The organism is Paenibacillus glycanilyticus NBRC 16618, assembly GCF_004000805.1.
In the GTDB taxonomy this organism is placed as follows: Bacteria; Bacillota; Bacilli; order Paenibacillales; family Paenibacillaceae; genus Pristimantibacillus; species Pristimantibacillus glycanilyticus.
In genome coordinates this window covers 1-19,969 of the sequence record NZ_BILY01000037.1, presented here as the reverse complement: position 1 = coordinate 19,969, position 19,969 = coordinate 1, and the positions used below count along the sequence as shown (strand labels likewise).

Here is a 19,969-nt window from a genome sequence, read left to right as displayed (position 1 = left end):
GCGAAAGTTCGAGGGGGCAAGGCAGCATGTTCGAAAGATTATTGCCGCATTTACGAGTAAATTCGGTGTACGATATTCAGCTGGACGAGTTATACAAAAAAGGTGTCCGCGGAATTATCACCGATCTTGATAATACGCTCGTTGGAGCGCGTGAGCCGCTTGCAACGCCACAGCTCACGACATGGTTGGAACAAGTTCGGGATTATGGCTTTAAAGTTGTCATTGTGTCGAATAATAACAGGACGAGAGTGTCCAAATTCGCCGATCCGCTGGGCATTCCGTTTATTCATGCCGCGCGCAAGCCGGCGAATAAAGCGTTCCATAAAGCATTGAGCGTGCTGGGGCTGCCCGTGGAGCAGACCGTTGTGCTCGGCGACCAGATGCTTACGGATGTACTCGGCGGGAAACGTATGGGCCTTTATACGATTCTGGTCACGCCGATTGCTCCTGCTGACGAAGGAATAATGACCCGCGTGAACAGAAGAATCGAGCGTTTTGTTCTTTCCCGTTTGCGTAAAAAAGGGACATGGTATGAGGGGGAGACCAAGTGAGAGAAGAGCAGCATAGTCAGTCGCATGCATGCGCAGGCTGCGGAGTTAAGCTCCAGACGGAGCATCCGGAAGAGTCGGGCTACCTGCCCGAAGCGGCGTTAAACCGGGAGCCGGTTATTTGCCAAAGATGCTTCCGTATTCGTAATTATAATGAAGCTTCATCGATAACGGTTGATCAGGACGATTTCTTGCGCCTGCTCGGCAGCATCGGGTCGACGGACAGCCTAGTTGTCCATATTGTCGACTTATTTGATTTTGAGGGCAGTCTCATCTCCGGCCTGCAGCGTTTTGTAGGCAATAATCCGGTTGTGCTGGTGGTTAACAAGGTTGATCTGCTGCCTCGTTCGGTAAATCTGAACCGTCTTCGGAACTGGGTTCAGAAGCAGGCGAAGGCGGAAGGGCTTCGCACGGTAGATATCGTGCTTTGCAGCGCCAAACGGAATATCGGCTTCGAGCATGTCATTGAAGCAATCGAGCATCACCGGAAGGGCCGCGATGTATACGTGGTTGGCGCAACCAATGTCGGCAAATCGACATTGATTAACCGTCTGATCCATGATTACAGCGATATGGAACGCGAACTGACGACTTCCCGTTACCCGGGCACTACGCTTGACGCGGTTCATATTCCGCTGGATGACGGCAAGTCGATAATCGATACGCCGGGGATCGTGTACCCTACCCGGATGACGGAGATCGTTCCGCGCGGCTTCCTTCAGGCTTTGCTGCCGGACAAGCCGATCAAGCCGCTGGTTTACCAGTTAAACGACCAGCAGTCGTTGTTTATCAACAGCTTGGTCCGGTTCGACTTCGTTGAGGGCGAACGTCAATCGTTTACGTTCTATATCTCCAATGCGCTTAGCGTACACCGCACGAAGCTGGAGCGGGCTGAACAGCTTTACGCCGACCACCGTGGAGAGCTGCTTGGCGGTCCTTCGCGCGAAGAATTGGATGACATGCCGGCTTGGACCCGCCATTCGATTCGCATTCCGCGGGGAGCGAAGAAGGATATTTTCGTATCCGGCATGGGCTGGATTCAGGCGAATGGCACTTCCGGCGCGATCGTGGACGTATATGCGCCTAAGGGCATTAAGGTCTTGCTTCGCGATTCGCTTGTATAGAAGAGAGGGGAACGGGAACATTGACGGTATCCGCGCTTGACAATGGGATTACGGGAAACCGGATTGACAGCCAGACGGTATTGTATGGCGTAATCGGAGATCCGGTTCGCCACTCGAAATCACCGATTATGATGAATCGCGCTTTCCGCGAGACGGGAATCAACGGAGCCTACATGGCTTTTCATATTACGCCGGGCAAGCTTGGAGAATTTGTAGCTGGCATTCGAGCGATGGGCATTCGGGGAGTCAATGTGACGATTCCCCATAAGCTGGATATTATGAAGTACATGGACGAGATTGACGCGGGCGCGCAGGCGATCGGAGCCGTCAATACGATTGTGAACGATAACGGCCGGTTGACCGGTTATAACACCGACGGAATCGGCTATGTCCGGTCCTTGAAGGAAGAAGCCGAGCCGGAGCTTGCGGGCAAGCGGATTCTTGTCATTGGCGCCGGCGGCGCATCGCGCGGAATCGTGTACGCGCTCGCCGGCGAGCAGCCTTCGGGCATTACGATCGCTAACCGTTCGGTGGAGCGTGCCGAGGAGCTTGCGCAATCGTTCCGGTCACTGGCGGATATCCGGGCCATTGCAAACGATGAATTGCAGGCTGCATGCGGGGAAGCGGATATCGTCATTAACACAACCTCGGTTGGCATGCATCCTCATACCGATGCAACACCGATAGATGCATCTTGGCTGAAGCCGGGCGCCGTCGCAAGCGATCTAATCTACAATCCGCTGCGCACGAAGTTCCTGTTGGACGCTGAGCAGCATGGCTGCCGCGTGCACGGGGGACTCGGCATGTTTATTTATCAGGGGGCTTATGCCTTCGAATATTGGACAGGGCAGCCGGCTCCGGCAGCAGCGATGCGCGAGACCGTTTTGCAGTCCCTTGTCTAGTTCAATGCAACCATATCGACAACCTATAGAGATGAAAGAAGGAACTACCATGTTAACAGGCAAACAAAAACGTCACCTCAGATCGCTGGCTCATCATCTTCAGCCGATTTTCCAGGTAGGCAAAGGCGGCACGAACGATCAGCTTGTCCGTCACATTGAAGAAGCGATTGAAGTACGGGAACTGATCAAGATTTCGGTACTGAACAACTGCATGGACGATCCTAGGGAGATCGGCGCGGAAGTGGCGGAAGCTGCCGGTGCCGAGCTGGTACAGGTCATCGGAAAAACGATCGTTCTGTACAAGCAAGCAACGGAAGAGAAGTACCGCAAGATCGAGCTGCCTAAGGCTGCGGCGAAATAACGCCGTAACCGAAAAGGATGGGTAGCGTTTAATGAGCAAAATCGGCATTATGGGCGGAACGTTTGATCCGGTTCATACCGGACATCTGATTGCGGCCGAAGCAGCCCGTGACGGCTGCGGGCTGGACGAGGTATGGTTTATTCCGACTTATCAGCCGCCGCTTAAGGATAACGAGCCGGGTGCAAGCAGCAAGCTAAGACTTCAGATGGTCCAGGAAGCGCTCGGAGGAAACCCGGCCTTCAAAGTACTTGATATCGAGCTGGAGCGCGGCGGAATGAGTTATTCCATCGACACGGTGCTGGAACTGAAGAGGCGGTACCCGGATAAAGCTTTTTCCTATATTATCGGTTCGGACCGGATTAACGATCTGCCCAAATGGCATCGTATAGAAGAACTGGCGGAGCTGATTACCTTCATTGGGCTGGAGCGGGAAGGGACGGCGGTGAAGCTGGATGAACTGCCGGAATTCCTTCGTCGGCGCGTGACGATGGCGGACATGCCGCCGATCGGCATATCGTCCACGGAGATCCGAAGCAGAGTGCATGCGGGGCGTTCGATTGCTTATCTGGTGCCGGACACCGTTCATCAGTTTATAAAGGGGAGAGGGCTTTATGAATCGTGAACAAATGATCGAATCGGTCAAATCGCAAATGCCGGAGAAGCGCTGGAAGCACGTGGAAGGGGTTATGGAAACCTCGATTATCCTTGCCGGACGGTTTGGGGAAGACCCGGTAAAAGCGGAGCTTGCGGCCATTCTGCACGACGTGGCCAAATATTGGCCGATTGCGAAGATGGAGCAGATTATTCGGGAGCAGCAGCTTGACCAAGGCCTGCTGAACCATGATAAGGCGTTATGGCATGCCGAGGTCGGCTACTGGGTAGCCGAGCATGAATACGGCGTAAAGGATCAGGAAGTGCTGGATGCCATCCGGTATCACACTTCCGGGCGTGTAGGAATGTCCAAGCTGGACAAAGTGGTTTGTCTGGCCGATTATATGGAACCCGGACGGGACTTTCCCGGGGTCGACCGCATTCGCGAACTGAGCGAGACCAGCCTCGAGCAGGCGCTAATCGCGGGTTTTGATTCCACGATTTCTTTCCTGCTCGAGAAAGGAAATCGGATTTATCCCCTTACGGTGGAATCCCGCAATGACTTAATTGAACAGCAAAAACAAGGAGGCTGAGCTATGACCGTACATTCGGATGAATTGCTGCAAATTACGGTGGCGGCTGCGGAAGACAAGAAAGCGCATCGCATCGTAGCATTAAACTTGAAAGAAATCTCGCTGGTGGCTGATTATTTCGTTATCTGCCACGGTAATTCGGATACGCAGGTACAAGCGATTACGACTGAAATCCGCAAGCAGGCTGAAATGCGCGGCGTACGCGTAAAAGGCATCGAGGGCATGGATTCGGCGCGCTGGGTACTGATTGACCTTGGCGACGTGATCGTCCATGTGTTCCACCGCGATGAACGCGATTACTATAATATCGAACGCCTGTGGTCCGATGCGAAGGTAGTGGAATTCGCATGAGTCTGACAGCCGGCACGATTGTAACTTTAAGGGTGGCACGCGAAGTGTCGCCCTACGGCTATTTCCTGACCGATGAAGAGTCGGAGGTGCTTCTGCACTATACCGAGCTGGTAGGCAAGAAGCCGAAAATGAACGATGAGGTAGAGGTCTTCATTTTTTATGATTCCGAGGACCGGATTGCCGCAACGATGAAGCGTCCAAAGCTCCTGCTTGGAGAGATGGCGCGCCTGAAGGTTGCCGACGTGCATCCGCGTCTCGGCTGTTTCCTGGATTTTGGGCTTGGACGGCAGCTGCTGCTTCCGATTTCCGAGCTGCCGGAGAAGGTGGAGTTCCGTCCGCTGCCGGGCGACGAGGTCCATGTTGTGCTTGGTCACGACAAAGCCGGACGATTGCTCGCCAGAACGGCTGGCGAGGACGAGCTTGGACCGTTCGTATTCGAGGCTCCGCAGTCTTGGCGCAACCAGTGGGTGGAAGGCTGGGTCACCAAATCGCTGCAGATGGGCTCGTTTGTGCTTGTTGACGGCGGCGTGGTTGGATTTGGCGTATACGGACTTATTCCGGCACCCGAGCGCGTCCGTCCGCTTCGCCTTGGCGAGCGGGTATCCGCGCGGGTAACGTTCATCCGCGAAGACGGACGCGTAAATCTGTCGATGGCGAAGCTGAAGCAGGAAGGGCGGCTGGAGGATGCGGACCGCATTCTGGCCTTCCTGAAGGAGCGCCCGGGCGGGGGCATGCCTTATTCCGACGAAACGCCTGCGGATACGGTCAAACAGCGCTTCGGCATCAGCAAATCGGCTTTCAAGCGTGCTTTAGGGAAGCTGATGAGGGATGGTTTGATTACGCAAAAAGGAAGCTGGACTTACCTGGCGGATCCGGCCAAAGCGGACGATGCCGGTTCGGATGCCGCTGCATCCGCCAAGCCGTCGGAGGAATAACGGCATGGATGCATACGGTCAATTCGCATCGGTCTACGACCGGCTGATGCAGGACATGCCATACGAAGACTGGCTGCAATTCGCCCATGACAGCTGGGAACGTTACGGCATGCCTAAGACGGTTGCGGATCTCGGCTGCGGGACGGGCAGCATTGCGATTCCTTTGGCCTTATCCGGGCTGGAGGTATACGGCATCGACCTGTCTGCCGATATGCTGACCGTTGCGCGCAGCAAATGGGATGAAGCTGCCTCGCAATTGGCCCGCGCCCGGGGGAACGTAACCTGGCTGGAGCAGGATATGCGGGACTGGACGCTTGCGGAGCCCGTCGATACGGTGATATCGTTCTGCGACTGCGTGAACTATCTGACCGAGGAAGAAGACGTGGAGGCAGCCTTTAAGGCGGCTTACGATAATTTGCGCGAGGGCGGACTGTTCTTGTTCGATGTTCATGATCCGAAGGTGTTCCTTCGTTACGCGGAGGAGCAGCCTTTTGTGCTGGACGAGGACGAAGTCGCTTATATATGGACTTGCGAGCTCGACGAGTCCCGGCTTCAGATCGAGCATCATCTGACCATATTCGCCGAGGAGAAGAGCGGGAAGTTCGAGCGTTTCGAAGAAATGCACGAACAGCGGGCGTATGGCCGCGGCTGGATGGAAGCAGCCTTGAAGCGTACGGGCTTCCGTACGGTTGACTGCTATGCGGACTTTGAACTCGAGCCGGCGGGTGACCGTTCGGAGCGGTTGTTTTTTGCGGCAGTGAAATGATGAGGCTGGTCATTTGAAAGCAAACAGGGTTGTCTTCCGTCACTTCGAGTGACGGGAGACAACCCTGTTATTTTTCATCCGCGCAAATTGGAGCAGCTTCTTTCTGAAGGTAGCTCAGCTGTTTAGGCTTGAGACGCCGTAATCGTGTCTGTGAGCTCTTCCGCAGTGTCGTCCGTCACTTTGTGCGGAGGGACGAAGCAGGAGCGGCAGCGGGGCTCGTAGCTCTCCGTATCGCCGATGAGGAAGACCGGTCCAAGCTTGGCCGGTTTGCCGTTGACGATACGCTGCGTGAAGGTCGCGTTGGCATCGCCGCAGACGGCGCAGAACGAAGTCAGCTTTACGATTTCGTCGGCAATCGCCAGCAGGCCGCCGATGTAGCCGAATTCTTTGCCCCGGTAGTCCATATTCAGACCGTCTACGATAATATGCTTCCCTTGGTATGCCAGCTCCTCTACCAGAGCGATGATAGGCTTCCCAAAGAAGGATGCTTCATCAAACGCCACGACGTCCGCATCCTTCGACTCGAGCAGGATTTGCTCCACCGATGATGCCGGGAGCGCGCGCGGCACGCTTGTTGCGGGAAGGCGGTAGCCGATCCGGCTGACGATCTCTTCGTTGCTGAACCGGTCATCCTCGGCCGGCTTATAAGCCCTGACCTGCTTGCGGCCGTATTTCATCAGCTTCTGGCAGCGCCGGATGAGCTCTCCCGACTTCTCCGAAAACATCGGTCCGATAATGACCGTAATGAACCCTCTATCCATGACTTATCCCTTACCTTTACTTCAATGGTTGTATTATTTTATCAGAATAAGTCGAGGATGCAACAGGGGTATTCGACATAATTTTTAACCGGCGAACACTAGATATAGATTTTGCTATTCATCTTTGCCTTCCAAATTCCGATCTATTAATTACTCCCTTAAAGCGTCCTTCAATCTGCTGTTCATAGAATCCGAGGAAGCCGATCCGCGGGCGGCCGCCAGCCTCAATCGCTTTAATTCCTGCTTCAGACGATCATTCTCCTGATTCAAACCATCTATGTAAGGCAGCAGTTCGGGTACGGTATATCCGGCATCCCGGAACAACTGGAGCACGGCTTCTCGCAGCTGCTCCGGCGTTATTTGCTTGTCCATTTGTACCTCCATATTAGCAATAAAATGTCACTATCCCATCATATCTTCATCTGTTAAAATAGTCGAGTGTCGAAAAAGGCCAAATAAATAATTTCTCCATAATTTGCATTGACGAGACCTATATCTTGATGTAGAATCAAATTCATCAACTACATATTGAGTTGTGTAGTCAGATTTCAACGATTTTGTCAACTAGCGCATTTGACATCTTTGCTGTCAGAAGCGCTTTTATATTGCTGAAATTTCAGTGATAGACGTTGCTAGATCGATGCTTACGAAGCAAGAATTGCCCTGCAATTCTTTTAAGGAGAGAGAAACATGCTGGTAGTCTACGATTCAAGAACAGGCAATGTGAAACGCTTTATCAATAAATTGAATATGAGAGCGGTGCCCATTGGCGAGCTTGATATAGTGGACGAGCCTTACGTACTGGTTACCTACACGACGGGATTTGGTCAGGTGCCGGAGCGCGTCATGAATTTCTTGAACCGAAACAGTAATTATCTTCAAGGGGTATCCGCAAGCGGCAATCGGAATTGGGGAGACGGCTTCGCGAAGAGCGCAGATACGATCTCTAGCCTGTTCGACGTGCCGGTCATATCGAAGTTTGAATTATCCGGTACGAATCAAGATATGGAATACTTTGTCGAAAGGGTGCGAAATATTGAAACACATCGAGCTGAACAACGAATTGATGCAACGAGGAGCGGACGGCTTCTATCAATTGGATAAAGATAAAGAAGCGGTAGCCGCTTTTATGGAGGAAGTGGAAGCGAAAAGCGTGAAATTCGGTTCCCTCCGCGAGAAGCTGGACTACCTCATCGAGAATGACTTTTACGAGAATGTATATGACAAATATACATATGAGCAGATCGAAGCGGTGTTTACGCTGACCGAGAGCAGCGGCTTCCAGTTTGAATCGTATATGGCGATCTCGAAGTTCTACAAAGACTACGCAATGAAGACGAACGATAAATCGAAGTACCTGGAGCAATATCCCGACCGCGTAGCGATCGTTGCCCTGAACCTCGGCGAAGGCGACGGCGCCAAAGCGCTCCGCATCGCGGAAGCGATGATCGAGCAGCGCCTGCAGCCGGCTACTCCAACGTTCCTGAACGCTGGCAAGAGCCGCCGCGGCGAAATGGTATCCTGCTTCCTGCTTGAGATGGACGATTCCTTGAACTCTATCAACTACGTTCTTGGCACATGCATGCAGCTGTCGAAGATCGGCGGCGGCGTAGCGGTTAACCTGTCCAAGCTGCGCGGACGCGGCGAAGCCATCAAAGGCGTGGAAGGCGCCGCAAAAGGCGTCATGCCGGTACTGAAGCTGATGGAGGACGCATTCTCCTACGCGGACCAAATGGGTCAGCGCAAAGGCTCCGGCGCAGGTTACTACAACATTTTCGGCTGGGATATCATTGAATTCCTTGACTGTAAGAAAATTAACGCCGACGAGAAAACGCGCATCAAAACATTGTCGATCGGCTTGATTATACCTAATAAATTCTATGAGCTGGCTGCAAAGAACGAAACGCTGTACGTCTTTGGTCCTCATTCCGTTCATAAAGCATACGACAAGCATCTCGACGACATGGATATGGACGTTATGTACGAAGAGCTTCTCGCTAACGATAAAGTCGTGAAAAAAGCGGTCATGAACGCCCGCGACATGATGACAAAGATCGCTTCGATCCAGCTGGAATCCGGCTATCCTTACATCATGAACAAATCGAACGCTAACCGAGTTCACGCCTTGAAGGATATCGGTCAAGTCAAGATGTCCAATCTCTGTACCGAAATTTTCCAAGTGCAAGAGACTTCGACGATCAACGACTACGGCATGGATGATGTCATCCGCCGCGATATCAGCTGCAACCTGGCATCGCTGAACATCGTTAACGTCATGGAACGCAAGAAAATCAAAGAATCCGTCCATGTCGGCATCGAAGCTTTGACGACGGTCAGCGACGTATCCGAGATCGACAACGCTCCGGGCGTGCGCAAAGCAAACGAAGAGCTTCACTCCGTTGGCCTTGGCGCAATGAACCTGAACGGCTTCTTCGCGAAGAACAAGATTGCTTACGAAAGCGACGAAGCGAAAGAGTTCGCGAGCGCATTCTTTATGATGATGAACTACTACTCGATCGAGAAGAGCATGGAAATCGCCAAAGAACGCGGCGCAAGCTTCAAGGATTTCGATCGTTCCGAATACGCAAAAGGCACTTATTTCACCCGTTATATCGAAACGGATTTCCGTCCGTCATCGGATAAAGTAAAAGAACTGTTCGAAGGCATGGAAATCCCGTCTCCGCAGGACTGGGCTGAACTGAAAGAGAAAGTGCAAAAATACGGTCTGTACCATGCTTACCGCCTGGCTATCGCGCCAACGCAAAGCATCTCGTACATCCAAAACTCGACTTCGAGCGTTATGCCGATCGTAGAGCATATCGAGACTCGTACTTACGCGAACTCGACGACGTATTATCCGATGCCTTACCTGGCTCAAGATAACTACTTCTACTACAAATCGGCTTACAATATCGATCAATTCAAGCTGATTGACCTGATTTGGGAAATTCAGCAGCACGTGGACCAAGGCATTTCGACCGTCCTTCACGTGAACAGCAACGTAACAACCCGCGAACTGGCGCGCTTCTACATCTATGCCGCTCAGAAGGGGCTGAAATCGCTCTACTATACGAGAACGAAGCGTCTTTCCGTCGAGGAATGCACAAGCTGCGCCGTATAATTCGAACTAATGACAAGGCTGCCGGAAGAGGAGAATCGGAAAGCAGCCTTTAACCAAAGGAGCAGGATTGATGAAAGCAGTAAACTGGAACCGTCCGGATGACGATTTTACGCTTACCTTCTGGCAGCAGAACGTGATGCAATTCTGGACAGACGAAGAAATTCCACTTTCCGACGATAAAATGGACTGGATGGAAATGAGCGACATCGAGCGCACCGTATACAAAAACGTGCTGGGCGGACTGACGCTTCTGGATACGATTCAAGGCGGCGTAGGCATGCCGAAAATTCTCGAGCATGTGGACGGCCTGCAGCGCAAAGCGGTACTCGCGTTTATGTCCATGATGGAGCAGATCCATGCGAAGTCGTATTCCAGTATCTTTACGACGCTGGCTTCGACGGAAGAAATCGATGCCATCTTCCAGTGGGTAGAGACTAACGAGCAGCTGCAGAAGAAAGCAACCCTGATCTCTTCCTGGTACCAAGGCATTGAGACGAAGCAGCAGCTGTACAAAGCGATGGCCGCTTCGGTATTCCTGGAGAGCTATCTGTTCTACAGCGGCTTCTTCTACCCGCTTTACCTGGCTGGCCAAGGCAAAATGACAAGCAGCGGCGAGATTATCGACTTGATCCTCCGCGATGAAAGCATCCACGGCTTGTATGTTGGCGTTCTGGCGCAAGAGCTGTTTAACGAATTCACGCCGGAAGAGCAAGCTCAGCTGAAAGAAGAAGTGTTCGCCCTTCTGAACACGCTGTATGAGAACGAAGTGGTGTACACGGATAACCTGTACAGCCCGATTGGCCTGCAGGAGGACGTTAAAACGTACGTCCGTTACAACGCGAACAAAGCTTTGATGAACCTAGGCTTTGAACCGTACTTCCCGGAAGAGCCGGTCAACCCGATCGTGTTCAACGGCATCAGCACGCATACGAAGCAGCATGACTTCTTCTCGAAAAAAGGCAACGGTTATGTGCGTACCGTTCATATCGAGCAATTGCGCGACGAAGACTTTGTCTTCAATATGTAAGAGCATTTACAGCCGGCTTCCGAAGCCGGCTTTTTTTGTTTGCGCACGTTCGGAAAAAACAATTAAAACACTATCCTGAAAATGGTAATTCGTGATACACTAATGGCGAAATAAATGCTCATCCCAGCGTAGACCTACAATTATTTAGGGGGAGTTCGCTTGGACAACTGCTCTATCATTACGAAGCCTGCTATTCATTTGGCCGGCATCAGCTATTGCGGTCCTTATTCCGCATTCCCGGATGAAGCGATCCGGCTGCAGAGCGAGTTTTTATCCCGCAAGCATGAATTAAATACCGTATCCAAATCACCTGTTTTGTACAGCCCGTATTTCGGCAATGAAGTATTTGCTTCTTATTGGGCCTGTTATGAGGTGTATCATATGGAGGAGCTTCCGAAGGGCATGGTCCAGTTCACGATTCCGGAACACCGTTATGCCATGGTAGCAACCTCTAACAAACGGATTGGCGAAGCCTATGAGCAGCTGTTTGCCTGGATGAACGAACGGAAGCTGAACAAACACGACAGCGCGCTTGCGATTGAAGTATTTTACATTAACGAACGCCAATGGGAAGAGGAAGAAGTCGAGCTTCTAATTCCGCTAAAGGATGAATAATTAGATTACAACCTGCCTCTATTCGCGGCTGCTCCTCTTCGAGACGCGGCGATAGAGGTTTTTTCATATCTGCTGCCGCTTCTCCCAAGGAAGGATGCAGTCGTTTGCGGTTGTCGTTTATAATAAGGATAACAGGGAGGGCGGAAGATGAAACCGATTTATGTGGTGGATGCTTTTACAAGCGAGCCATTCCGAGGAAATCCGGCAGCGGTGTGCCTATGCGAGAAGCCGGAGGATGAACGGTGGATGCAGCAGGTGGCGGCGGAAATGAACCTGCCCGAGACGGCCTTTCTGGTTCCGATTGCTGACGGCTATGACCTGCGTTGGTTTACTCCGGAGACGGAAGTTGACCTTGGCGGGCATGCCACGCTTGCAGCCGCTTATATGCTGTGGCATACGGGGAGGCTGGGTTTCGATCAGACGGCCAGGTTTGTAACGAAGAGCGGGGTACTGACCGTGACTTACGATGCCGTTGACGGCTGGATGACGATGGACTATCCGGAAGAGATACCAAAGCCGGTGAATGCGCCGGAAGCTCTTATCCAAGGTCTGGGGTTAATTCCGCGTTATACGGCCAAAAACCGCCAGGATTATGTCGTTGAGGTGGATAGCGAACAAACCGTGCGCAGTCTAAGGCCGGATCAGCAGCAGCTTGCCGCGACAGGCGGAAGAGGAATCATTGTAACCGCCAAGGCAGCAGCCGGTGCGCCCTATGATTATGTAACGCGCGTTTTTTTCCCGAATGCGGGTATATTGGAGGATCCGGTCACGGGCCTGGCTCATTGCGCGCTTGCGCCGCACTGGGCCAGGAGGCTCCGCAAACAGGAGCTGACGGGTTATCAGGCCTCGAAGCGCGGCGGCATCGTGAAGGTGGCCGTGAACGGCAGCCGCGTTCTGTTGGCCGGCCAAGCGAAGATGATTTTGCAAGGAACATTGGAAGTCTAAGACTATTGAAAAACAAGGAGAGTTTGACTGCAATGAATTACGACGTGATAATATTCGATGCTGACGATACGCTATTCGACTACAAGAAAGCCGAGGACTTCGCTCTGACAAGCGTGTTCGAAGAATTCGGGGTTCAATCTCCGGATACCGACTATGTAGCCCTCTACCGGACCATCAATCAGGAGCTGTGGAATGATTTCGAAAAAGGGGCGATCTCGCTGGCCGAGCTCCGCGTAGAACGGTTCAGCCGGCTATTCGCCGGAACGGGTCTTACGATTGGTGCCGAGGAATTCAGCAACCGTTATCTCGGTTACCTTGGAGCAGGTGCGTACCTGATCGACGGAGCTGTGGAGCTTGTGGAAGAGCTCCGTTCGAAAGTAAGACTGGCGATTATTACGAACGGAATCCGGGAAGTGCAGCTGTCGCGTTTTTCCAAGGCTGGCGTGGATCACTATTTCGAGCATATTATCGTGTCGGAAGATACGGGTTATCAGAAGCCTCATATCGGCATCTTCGATTACGCGTTTAACAAGCTTGGCATTACCGATCCGGCGAGAGTGCTTATCGTTGGAGACTCGCTGACCTCCGATATTCAAGGCGGGCTGAACAGCGGCATTGATACTTGCTGGTACAATCCGCATAACAAGCCGAATGCGACGCCTGTTAAGCCGAAATTCGAAATCAAACAACTATCCGAGGTGCTGACTCTTCTATGACAAAGACGTATTCGTCGATTTTATTCGACCTGGACGGGACGTTAACGGATCCCAAGCTGGGCATTACAAGCGCTATTCAATATTCTCTAAGCAAATTCGGCATTCAAATCGATAATCTGGACGTGCTTGATCCCTTTATCGGACCGCCGCTTGCCGGCTCGTTTAAGGAGTTTTACGGCTTTACGGACGAGATGTGCACGGAGGCGATCAAATACTACCGGGAGTACTTCGCGGAACGGGGCATGTACGAGAACAAGCGGTACGAAGGCATTAAAGAAGTGCTGGCTGCCTTGAAGGAGCAGGGAGCTTCTTTATATGTGGCAACTTCCAAGCCTACCTTTTTCGCGGAAAAAATCATTGCTTACTTCGAGATAAGCGAATTTTTCGAGTTTATCGGCGGCAGCAACCTGGATAATACCCGCGTCGATAAAGGCGAAGTGATCGAGCATGTGCTGCTCTCCTGCGGTCTATCCGCGGAAGATGCTATTATGATTGGCGATCGCAAGCATGATATTATCGGGGCGAAGCGCCATGGCCTGGACTCGGTTGGCGTTGGCTACGGTTACGGCAGCGAAGAAGAGCTGAAGCTGGCTGAGCCGACGTATTTGGCAGCTACGGTGGATGAGTTGGGACAGCTGCTTGCGGGATTGGTAAGGAAGTAAATGTAATGCCCGCATTCCATTGGAAATGCGGGCATTTTTTGCTGCAGGACTGAGTGCTGCGGGGGCAAGCCGGCTTTGCGTCGCACGGAGAGGGCAGTAGCAGGTAAGTGCCTGCAATTTGGGTACCAGGGGAAGCTCGAGACGCTCGATGCGAGCTGTAGCAGGGAAAAAGGCTGCTATTTGGTTACCAGGGTGCCCGCGAGACGGCGGATGCGAGCTGTAGCAGGGAAAAAGCCTGCTATTGAGGCACCAGGGGAAGCCCGAGACGGCGGATGCGAGCTGTAGCAGGGAAAAAGCCTGCTATTGAGGCACCAGGGGAAGCCCGAGACGGTCGATGAGAGCTATAGCAGGGAAAAAGCCTGCTATTGGGGCACCAGGGGAACCCCGAGACGTGTGACACATGCTGAAGTGGGGGGAGTCGAGGGGAGTTGCGCCGAAAAATGAAAGGGTCTTGTCTCCGGTATGGCATGCTGCCATCCGAGACCAGACCCTGTTTGTTTTAGGTAGATAATGCCTTCTTCTTGCTGGACGGCAGAGAGCTGAATAAGGAAACCTTGTTCTTGCCGGTTGTTTTGGAATGGTACATGGCTTCGTCCGCCAGCTTGATAAGCTGGATGACATCCTTGCCGTCTTTGGTGGTGCTGACGCCAACGCTCACCGTAACGATGGTTTCCTTTTCCACGCGGCTGCGGATCGACTCGGCGACACGGTCCGGCTTTACCCGGTCGGTCGAGATGCAGGCAAGCAGCTCTTCGCCTCCGTACCGGCCTGCAGCGCCAATGCCCGCCGATTCTTCCTTCATAATCTCAGCGACCTGCTTCAGCACGCCGTCGGCCTTGTGATGGCCTTGCGTATCATTCAGCTTCTTGAAGTTGTCGATGTCGCAGAAAATGACGGCGAGACCTTTTTGTCTCCGCATAATCTGTTCAGCCTTGGATGTGAAGTGCCTCCGGTTGTACAGGCCCGTCAAGCCATCCGTAATCGAAGATTGATAAGTCATCATCAGACGTTCAATGACCCACTCGAACAGCAGAAGGAACAGCTGCATGAAGTAGACGATCGGAAGGAAATAACCGAGCAGCACCAGCCAATCCACGGAACCGTGAAAGACGTAGCCGTCAGCAATTCTAGACAGATCGAGAATAAAATAAGTAATAAGGCTCGCCGAAAATTTGCCGTTCATCTCGGCGCCTTTGCTGCCAAGAAGGATCATGAAGGTTACGATCAAAGAATAGAAATCGAGTCCAAGGAGACGGTATTGCCCTCCCGGCAGCAAAGCGTCATCCGAAGGATCCATGAACACGGACTGCACCGCGGCAATAACAAAGGTTAAGACGATCAGCAGTACAAAAGGCATAACTTTTATTTGCGCGCCGCGATGAGTATATAATTTCATGTATACAAAGTTTATAATGATAAAAGAGACGATCTGCAAAATCATTGAAACGATATGCAGCCATGGCGGAAGCTTCTGCCCGGGATAAGCAAGCATGGCAAGTATGGTGTTCTGAACCATAAACAGCGGGATCGTCAGGGTAAGATACCGGTAGATGCGTTTGTTCCGATAGCTGGTATACAACCGGGTTGACATGAAAAGCATCAATATAAGGATGATAATGACACAAGCGGAAGAGATAAGTTGGCCATTGGGCCCGGTTAGCCAGGTTAAGATTGTCATAATGAAGTATCACCATATCCTATGGAGTGTTGCTTTACAGAAACATATGTTCTAATATATCATGATTTACGTGATGGTAAAAGCATAACCCAAGAACGATTCTGTTAATAAAGCACTCTATCTAATAATTAAGATATCGGATTTTGACAGGGTAAAATTAAAGATGAGCAGCTGCTTTATGAAGAAAAACGGAGGTTTGCGAAGCTAAGAATTGCTTCACAATTTATCCTTGCGAAGTAAAAATCATTACAATAGCAGGTAAACATGCTATTGTGCGACAATTTTTTTTAGGAGGAAGGACATTGAATATACTGCAGGCTTTGTTTTTTCCGCCGGAACAACCGGGCGGCGTGTCCTCCATGGTGCCCTATATTCAAGAGCGTTTTTTGAAACTAGGCTGGCAAATGGAATTATTCTCGCTTCCGAAGCGGGTAAGAGGAAAAGGACAAGAGGAAATCGTATTTGAAACCTTCGATGTGACGCCGTTTCTCGGTGATCCTATCGTAGATAAATATTTGCAGACGATGCGGGACTACATTTGGTGGACGCGACTGCGGTTGAAGCGTTCCTATGATATCATTCATGCGCATCACCCGATTGCTGCGCTTGTCATGAAGCAGCTGTTCCCCGATACGCCGGTCATGATGACGATTCACTCCTCCTTCGAACGGGAGCTTGTCCTGAACGGTAAAATCGAAGAAAATAGCATTGCGCACCGCTTCCTGACTTCCATTTACGGCGAGCTGGAAGCCAAGCTGGACCGTCTTTTGACGGTATCGGATTCATTCCGGACTTATCTATCTCCTTATATGAAGGATTCTTCCGCTATTAAGGTTATTCCTAACGGCTTCGACGAAAAGCGGTTCAAGCCGATTGCCCACGAGAATGCCGTTCCGCAGTTCATCACGGTATGCCGCCTGGTACCTGCGAAAGGTCTGGATATTCTGCTGCACGCCTGCGCGGAATTGAAGCATCGCGGTCATCCGTTTGTCCTGCATATTATCGGGGACGGTCCGATTCGGGAAGAGCTGGAGCAGCTGGCGGTCGAGCTGGATTTATACGACGATATTATATTTTACGGCTACATGCTTCATCCGGAAGAATTCATGCCGTTCTTCGACGTCTTTGTTCTGCCGTCGCGCGCGGAAGCTTTCGGCTCCGTGTTTGCCGAGGCGGCCTTATGCTGGCTTGCCTTGGTCGGAACCAATGTCGGCGGTATCGCCGAGCAAATCGAAGACGGCGTAAACGGCCTGCTGGTACCGCCGGAAGATGCGCCTGCCCTTGCGGATGCGCTTGAGAAGCTGGTAACGGATCCGACCTACAGGTACAATCTGGCGCGTACCGGCTGGGACAAGGCGAAAAAGGTCTATTCGCTTCAGCGGGTAATCTCGCAGATGAAGAAAGTTTACTTATCGTTGAAACCGGAGGAATAATCGTGACGGTTCCTTTTCGATTTATACACGCGGCAGACCTGCATCTGGATAGCCCTTTCCGCGGCATGAGCAGGGTGCCGGATGCGCTGAAGGAGAAGCTTCAAGCTTCGACCTTCGGCGCCTTGCGGCGGTTAACGGATACGGCCATTCGGGAGCAGGTTGATTTTATCGTCATCTCCGGCGACTTGTATGATGAGGCGGACCGCTCGCTGAAAGCGCAGTTTCTTCTATTAAAAGAGTGGGAGCGGCTGCAGCATTACGGAATATCCGTTTTTGTCATACACGGCAATCATGATCCGCTGAACGGCGCAAGGGCGGAGCTGAAGCTGCCGTCCAATGTGACGCAATTTGGAGCAAATGGCATGGAATATCGGCCGGCTTACTGCAGAAACGGTGAGCTGGCTGCTTTTGTTTACGGGATGTCCTACGGGAAACGGCATGTTACGGAAAATTTGGCCGCCCGTTATTCGCCGGTTGAAGGGGCGCCGTTTCATATCGCTATGCTTCATGGCAACGTAAACGGAGATCCATCCCATGATCCTTATGCGCCGTGCTCGCTGGAGGAGCTAACCGGCAAAGGCTTTGATTATTGGGCGCTTGGACATATACATACAAGGAAAGTCCTGCATGAATATCCGCATGTCGTGTATTCAGGCAATATACAAGGCCGCAATCCGCGGGAGACCGGACCGAAGGGCTGTTACCTGGTAGAGGTTTCAACTTCACGGGCGGTTGAGCTGACCTTTATTCCGCTGGATGATATTCGCTGGCTGGACGCGGCACTGTCGATTAACGATCTGCATACGGAGCAGGAGCTGCTGCAGCGCTTGGAAGAACAAGCGGAGCAGCTTGCCGCCCAGGGTGACGGACGGTTCGTTATGGCTCGTCTTACGCTGGAAGGGCAAGGTCCGCTGCATCCTAAGCTATCGGAGACGATTACCATGCGGACCTTGTTGGAGCAGCTGCAGTCAGGCTCGTCGCATGCATGGGTCTATGCGCTTGAGGTCCATACGCGTGCGGGGCTGCGTTTGACGGAGCTTGAGGACGAGAACAGCTTTGCCGGCGAGCTATACAGGCTGACGCGGCGGTTGGAGCAGGATTCGGACGCTTGGAGACAAGAAGCGGCAGCCGCCGTGGCGCCGCTCTCCGGTCATGCCAAGCTGGGAAGACTTCTCCGCGGGCACTGGGACGAGCTTCCCCAGCAATGGCTGGAGCAAGCTAGGGAGCATGTGCTTGGATTGCTAGCCGCGGAAGGGAGGAAGGACGAATGAAGCTGCTGGAAATCCGGGTCGACGGCTTTGGCCAGCTGCAAGGGTTACGCTGCAGGCTGGACGGTCCTTCCGTTGTTTTATACGGCATGAACGAGGCCGGAAAAAGTACGCTGTTCGGATTTATCCGGACTATTCTATTCGGTTTTGCAAGGCGGAATCAGCCGGCCGAACGGCAAGAACCCGTTAATGGGGGCAACCACGGAGGACAGCTGGTATTTCAGGATACGGAAGGCTATACCTTCATAGCGGAGCGTTATGCACATGTGAACGGAGGCCGCCTAAAGCTTAGGCGGATCAGCCATGCGGAGCATGACCTTTCATCCGATGAGGAGAGCTGGCCAACCCAGGAGGAATGGGAGCAGCGGTTTCTTGGCGGGACCAACGAACAGCTGTTTCGCGAGCTGTATGCCATCACCTTAACGGAGCTGCAGCAGGTTGGGGCGTTATCGCATGAGGAGCTAGGCCGGTATTTGTACCATGCCGGATGGGAGAATGGCAAGGCTATTGCGGCGGCCGAGAAAAAGCTGCAGCTTGAAATGGAGCAGCTGTTCAAGCCGCGCGGGGCTAACCAACAGATCAACAAGCAGTTAAAGACGCTGGAGAAAACCGAGCAAGAGCTTCGGGAGCAGGTTGATGCGATTCAGGCATACAATGGGCTCCAGCAAGAGCTGGAACGGCTTGACCGGGCGCTGGAACGGCTTGAGGAGGAGCAGCCGCATCGGCAGTCTGCCCTTCAGCTGGCAGGAAAAGCCCATGCGATAAGACCGTTATGGCTCAGGCAGCTTGAGCTTGGCCGAGAGCGGGAAGGGATTGCGGATGCCCAGCGGATTACGGCGGAAGCGGAGCATGGCTGGAATGAGCTGCGGAAGGAGCAGAGAAGCCGTGCGCAAGAGCAAGAACAAGTAGAGCAGGAGCAGCAGCTGGTCGCGCATAAGCGCCAGACCATTCAGGTAGACATAGAGCTGCTGGCCCGAAAAGAAGAAGCCGAAGCTTTGCTGCTCGAGAGCGAACGGATGCAGCTTCTGAGAGAAGACAGGATTACGCTCGCGGCAGAGCTGCAATCGGAATCCGAAGCTTTAACCAGGCTCCTCGGCCGCATCGCCCCGAATTGGGGAGAGCAAGAGCTGCTGGATTTGCAGTTAACCGTAGCCGACCGGGAATATGTACGCGGGCAGAGACAGCTTGAGACGGAAGCCGGACGAAGCTCGGAAAGGCTCAACGCCGATCTGCAGGCTGTTATCCAGCAGGAGAGAGAGGCCGCGCAGCAGCTTGCCGAGGCGGAAGCCGAGCTAGCGCGCGCGGAAGCAGCGGCAGGCGGGCGCAGCGTACTGGGCAGCGCCGCGTTCCTGCCTCAGACGAGCGACGCTATGCGCGCAGCATGGAACAGCTGCGACGCCGCGCTGCGCGAGTGGGAGCTGGAGCGGCTGCAGGCACCAGCCGCCCGGGAGGCAGCGGGCCAAGGCTCAGCCGGCCCGCTATGGATTGGCGCGGCGCTGGCGGGAGGCGCCGCCGTTGCCCTTGGCGCCGCCTCGCTTGGCGGCGGCGCTTTCCCCGGCGCAGCCGGCGCTG

At 52.9% G+C, this 19,969-nt stretch carries 22 protein-coding genes; 19 read left to right on the top strand and 3 right to left on the bottom strand.

The window, feature by feature from the left end:
* Positions 1 to 26: 26 nt before the first annotated feature.
* Genes PGL01S_RS23990 through PGL01S_RS23950 form a run of 9 tightly spaced genes read left to right on the top strand, consistent with a single transcriptional unit; the run spans position 27 to position 6,171 of the window.
* Positions 27 to 551 carry a YqeG family HAD IIIA-type phosphatase gene (locus PGL01S_RS23990; RefSeq protein WP_015845593.1) on the top strand — a complete coding sequence of 175 codons (525 nt, stop codon included), beginning with the start codon at positions 27 to 29 and terminating at the stop codon, positions 549 to 551.
* Positions 548 to 1,672 (top strand): ribosome biogenesis GTPase YqeH, encoded by a 1,125-nt coding sequence (gene yqeH / locus PGL01S_RS23985; protein WP_127497103.1) that lies wholly within the window; start codon positions 548 to 550, stop codon positions 1,670 to 1,672. Before PGL01S_RS23990 ends, yqeH begins: the two co-directional genes overlap by 4 nt.
* 20 nt (positions 1,673 to 1,692) lie before the next feature.
* On the top strand, positions 1,693 to 2,574 hold the full coding sequence (gene aroE, locus PGL01S_RS23980) for a shikimate dehydrogenase (protein ID WP_127497100.1): 882 nt from the start codon (positions 1,693 to 1,695) through the stop codon (positions 2,572 to 2,574).
* Positions 2,575 to 2,623: 49 nt separating this feature from the next.
* A complete protein-coding gene (yhbY, locus tag PGL01S_RS23975; RefSeq protein WP_015845590.1) occupies positions 2,624 to 2,935 on the top strand; it encodes a ribosome assembly RNA-binding protein YhbY in 312 nt (103 codons plus the stop codon).
* Positions 2,936 to 2,966: 31 nt separating this feature from the next.
* Positions 2,967 to 3,557 carry a nicotinate-nucleotide adenylyltransferase gene (gene nadD, locus PGL01S_RS23970; RefSeq protein WP_127497098.1) on the top strand — a complete coding sequence of 197 codons (591 nt, stop codon included), beginning with the start codon at positions 2,967 to 2,969 and terminating at the stop codon, positions 3,555 to 3,557.
* Positions 3,547 to 4,119, top strand: a complete 573-nt coding sequence (gene yqeK, locus PGL01S_RS23965) for a bis(5'-nucleosyl)-tetraphosphatase (symmetrical) YqeK (protein WP_127497096.1) — start codon at positions 3,547 to 3,549, stop codon at positions 4,117 to 4,119. Before nadD ends, yqeK begins: the two co-directional genes overlap by 11 nt.
* A 3-nt stretch (positions 4,120 to 4,122) precedes the next feature.
* Positions 4,123 to 4,470 carry a ribosome silencing factor gene (gene rsfS / locus PGL01S_RS23960; RefSeq protein WP_127497094.1) on the top strand — a complete coding sequence of 116 codons (348 nt, stop codon included), beginning with the start codon at positions 4,123 to 4,125 and terminating at the stop codon, positions 4,468 to 4,470.
* A complete protein-coding gene (locus PGL01S_RS23955) occupies positions 4,467 to 5,405 on the top strand; it encodes a CvfB family protein (RefSeq protein ID WP_127497092.1) in 939 nt (312 codons plus the stop codon). The genes rsfS and PGL01S_RS23955 overlap by 4 nt, the downstream gene beginning before the upstream one ends.
* Before the next feature lie 4 nt (positions 5,406 to 5,409).
* Positions 5,410 to 6,171 (top strand): class I SAM-dependent DNA methyltransferase, encoded by a 762-nt coding sequence (locus PGL01S_RS23950; RefSeq protein WP_127497090.1) that lies wholly within the window; start codon positions 5,410 to 5,412, stop codon positions 6,169 to 6,171.
* A 122-nt stretch (positions 6,172 to 6,293) separates the two neighbouring features.
* Here the strand turns inward: PGL01S_RS23950 and PGL01S_RS23945 are convergent, their stop codons facing one another.
* Both PGL01S_RS23945 and PGL01S_RS23940 read right to left on the bottom strand, forming a co-directional pair.
* The gene (locus tag PGL01S_RS23945; protein WP_127497088.1) at positions 6,294 to 6,932 is read right to left on the bottom strand and encodes a thymidine kinase; all 639 of its coding nucleotides are present in this window, start codon (positions 6,930 to 6,932) and stop codon (positions 6,294 to 6,296) included.
* 150 nt (positions 6,933 to 7,082) lie between these two features.
* On the bottom strand, positions 7,083 to 7,304 hold the full coding sequence (locus PGL01S_RS23940; protein WP_127497086.1) for a hypothetical protein: 222 nt from the start codon (positions 7,302 to 7,304) through the stop codon (positions 7,083 to 7,085).
* A gap of 318 nt (positions 7,305 to 7,622) precedes the next feature.
* On the opposite strand from PGL01S_RS23940, the gene nrdI reads away from it, so the two are divergent.
* The 7 genes from nrdI (at position 7,623) to PGL01S_RS23905 (ending at position 14,018) form a co-directional block, all read left to right on the top strand.
* The gene (gene nrdI, locus PGL01S_RS23935) at positions 7,623 to 8,036 is read left to right on the top strand and encodes a class Ib ribonucleoside-diphosphate reductase assembly flavoprotein NrdI (RefSeq protein WP_127497084.1); all 414 of its coding nucleotides are present in this window, start codon (positions 7,623 to 7,625) and stop codon (positions 8,034 to 8,036) included.
* Positions 7,969 to 10,053: a class 1b ribonucleoside-diphosphate reductase subunit alpha gene (nrdE, locus tag PGL01S_RS23930; RefSeq protein WP_127497082.1), complete on the top strand. Its 2,085-nt coding sequence runs from the start codon at positions 7,969 to 7,971 to the stop codon at positions 10,051 to 10,053. The genes nrdI and nrdE overlap by 68 nt, the downstream gene beginning before the upstream one ends.
* 70 nt (positions 10,054 to 10,123) lie before the next feature.
* Positions 10,124 to 11,080, top strand: a complete 957-nt coding sequence (gene nrdF / locus PGL01S_RS23925; protein ID WP_127497080.1) for a class 1b ribonucleoside-diphosphate reductase subunit beta — start codon at positions 10,124 to 10,126, stop codon at positions 11,078 to 11,080.
* A gap of 159 nt (positions 11,081 to 11,239) precedes the next feature.
* The gene (locus tag PGL01S_RS23920) at positions 11,240 to 11,695 is read left to right on the top strand and encodes a GyrI-like domain-containing protein (RefSeq protein ID WP_127497078.1); all 456 of its coding nucleotides are present in this window, start codon (positions 11,240 to 11,242) and stop codon (positions 11,693 to 11,695) included.
* 147 nt (positions 11,696 to 11,842) lie between these two features.
* Positions 11,843 to 12,640, top strand: a complete 798-nt coding sequence (locus PGL01S_RS23915; RefSeq protein WP_127497076.1) for a PhzF family phenazine biosynthesis protein — start codon at positions 11,843 to 11,845, stop codon at positions 12,638 to 12,640.
* 32 nt (positions 12,641 to 12,672) lie between these two features.
* On the top strand, positions 12,673 to 13,356 hold the full coding sequence (locus PGL01S_RS23910) for a YjjG family noncanonical pyrimidine nucleotidase (protein WP_127497074.1): 684 nt from the start codon (positions 12,673 to 12,675) through the stop codon (positions 13,354 to 13,356).
* A complete protein-coding gene (locus tag PGL01S_RS23905; RefSeq protein WP_127497072.1) occupies positions 13,353 to 14,018 on the top strand; it encodes an HAD family hydrolase in 666 nt (221 codons plus the stop codon). Before PGL01S_RS23910 ends, PGL01S_RS23905 begins: the two co-directional genes overlap by 4 nt.
* Positions 14,019 to 14,517: 499 nt before the next feature.
* Here PGL01S_RS23905 and PGL01S_RS23900 read toward each other — a convergent pair whose 3' ends face one another.
* Positions 14,518 to 15,609, bottom strand: coding sequence for a GGDEF domain-containing protein (locus tag PGL01S_RS23900; RefSeq protein ID WP_236013199.1), 1,092 nt, complete (start codon positions 15,607 to 15,609; stop codon positions 14,518 to 14,520).
* Positions 15,610 to 15,998: 389 nt separating this feature from the next.
* Between PGL01S_RS23900 and PGL01S_RS23895 the strand changes: the two genes are divergently transcribed.
* From PGL01S_RS23895 to PGL01S_RS23885, 3 genes are all read left to right on the top strand, one after another.
* Entirely contained in the window at positions 15,999 to 17,129 is a 1,131-nt protein-coding gene (locus PGL01S_RS23895) for a glycosyltransferase family 4 protein (protein ID WP_127497068.1), read from the top strand.
* A gap of 2 nt (positions 17,130 to 17,131) precedes the next feature.
* Positions 17,132 to 18,400 carry a metallophosphoesterase family protein gene (locus PGL01S_RS23890; RefSeq protein WP_127497066.1) on the top strand — a complete coding sequence of 423 codons (1,269 nt, stop codon included), beginning with the start codon at positions 17,132 to 17,134 and terminating at the stop codon, positions 18,398 to 18,400.
* On the top strand, positions 18,397 to 19,969 hold a 1,573-nt coding region (locus tag PGL01S_RS23885; RefSeq protein WP_164775576.1), incomplete at its 3' end, for an AAA family ATPase. The genes PGL01S_RS23890 and PGL01S_RS23885, both read left to right, overlap by 4 nt.

Bases quoted from the DNA above. Each gene is read 5' to 3' on its own strand.
- nadD (WP_127497098.1), top strand. From the start codon at position 2,967: ATGAGCAAAATCGGCATTATGGGCGGAACGTTTGATCCGGTTCATACC.
- yqeK (WP_127497096.1), top strand. From the start codon at position 3,547: ATGAATCGTGAACAAATGATCGAATCGGTCAAATCGCAAATGCCGGAG.
- PGL01S_RS23910 (WP_127497074.1), top strand. From the start codon at position 12,673: ATGAATTACGACGTGATAATATTCGATGCTGACGATACGCTATTCGAC.
- rsfS (WP_127497094.1), top strand. From the start codon at position 4,123: ATGACCGTACATTCGGATGAATTGCTGCAAATTACGGTGGCGGCTGCG.
- PGL01S_RS23945 (WP_127497088.1), bottom strand. From the start codon at position 6,932: ATGGATAGAGGGTTCATTACGGTCATTATCGGACCGATGTTTTCGGAG.
- PGL01S_RS23955 (WP_127497092.1), top strand. From the start codon at position 4,467: ATGAGTCTGACAGCCGGCACGATTGTAACTTTAAGGGTGGCACGCGAA.
- PGL01S_RS23950 (WP_127497090.1), top strand. From the start codon at position 5,410: ATGGATGCATACGGTCAATTCGCATCGGTCTACGACCGGCTGATGCAG.
- PGL01S_RS23990 (WP_015845593.1), top strand. From the start codon at position 27: ATGTTCGAAAGATTATTGCCGCATTTACGAGTAAATTCGGTGTACGAT.
- nrdF (WP_127497080.1), top strand. From the start codon at position 10,124: ATGAAAGCAGTAAACTGGAACCGTCCGGATGACGATTTTACGCTTACC.
- yhbY (WP_015845590.1), top strand. From the start codon at position 2,624: ATGTTAACAGGCAAACAAAAACGTCACCTCAGATCGCTGGCTCATCAT.
- nrdI (WP_127497084.1), top strand. From the start codon at position 7,623: ATGCTGGTAGTCTACGATTCAAGAACAGGCAATGTGAAACGCTTTATC.
- PGL01S_RS23915 (WP_127497076.1), top strand. From the start codon at position 11,843: ATGAAACCGATTTATGTGGTGGATGCTTTTACAAGCGAGCCATTCCGA.
- PGL01S_RS23905 (WP_127497072.1), top strand. From the start codon at position 13,353: ATGACAAAGACGTATTCGTCGATTTTATTCGACCTGGACGGGACGTTA.
- PGL01S_RS23900 (WP_236013199.1), bottom strand. From the start codon at position 15,609: ATGTCAACCCGGTTGTATACCAGCTATCGGAACAAACGCATCTACCGG.
- PGL01S_RS23940 (WP_127497086.1), bottom strand. From the start codon at position 7,304: ATGGACAAGCAAATAACGCCGGAGCAGCTGCGAGAAGCCGTGCTCCAG.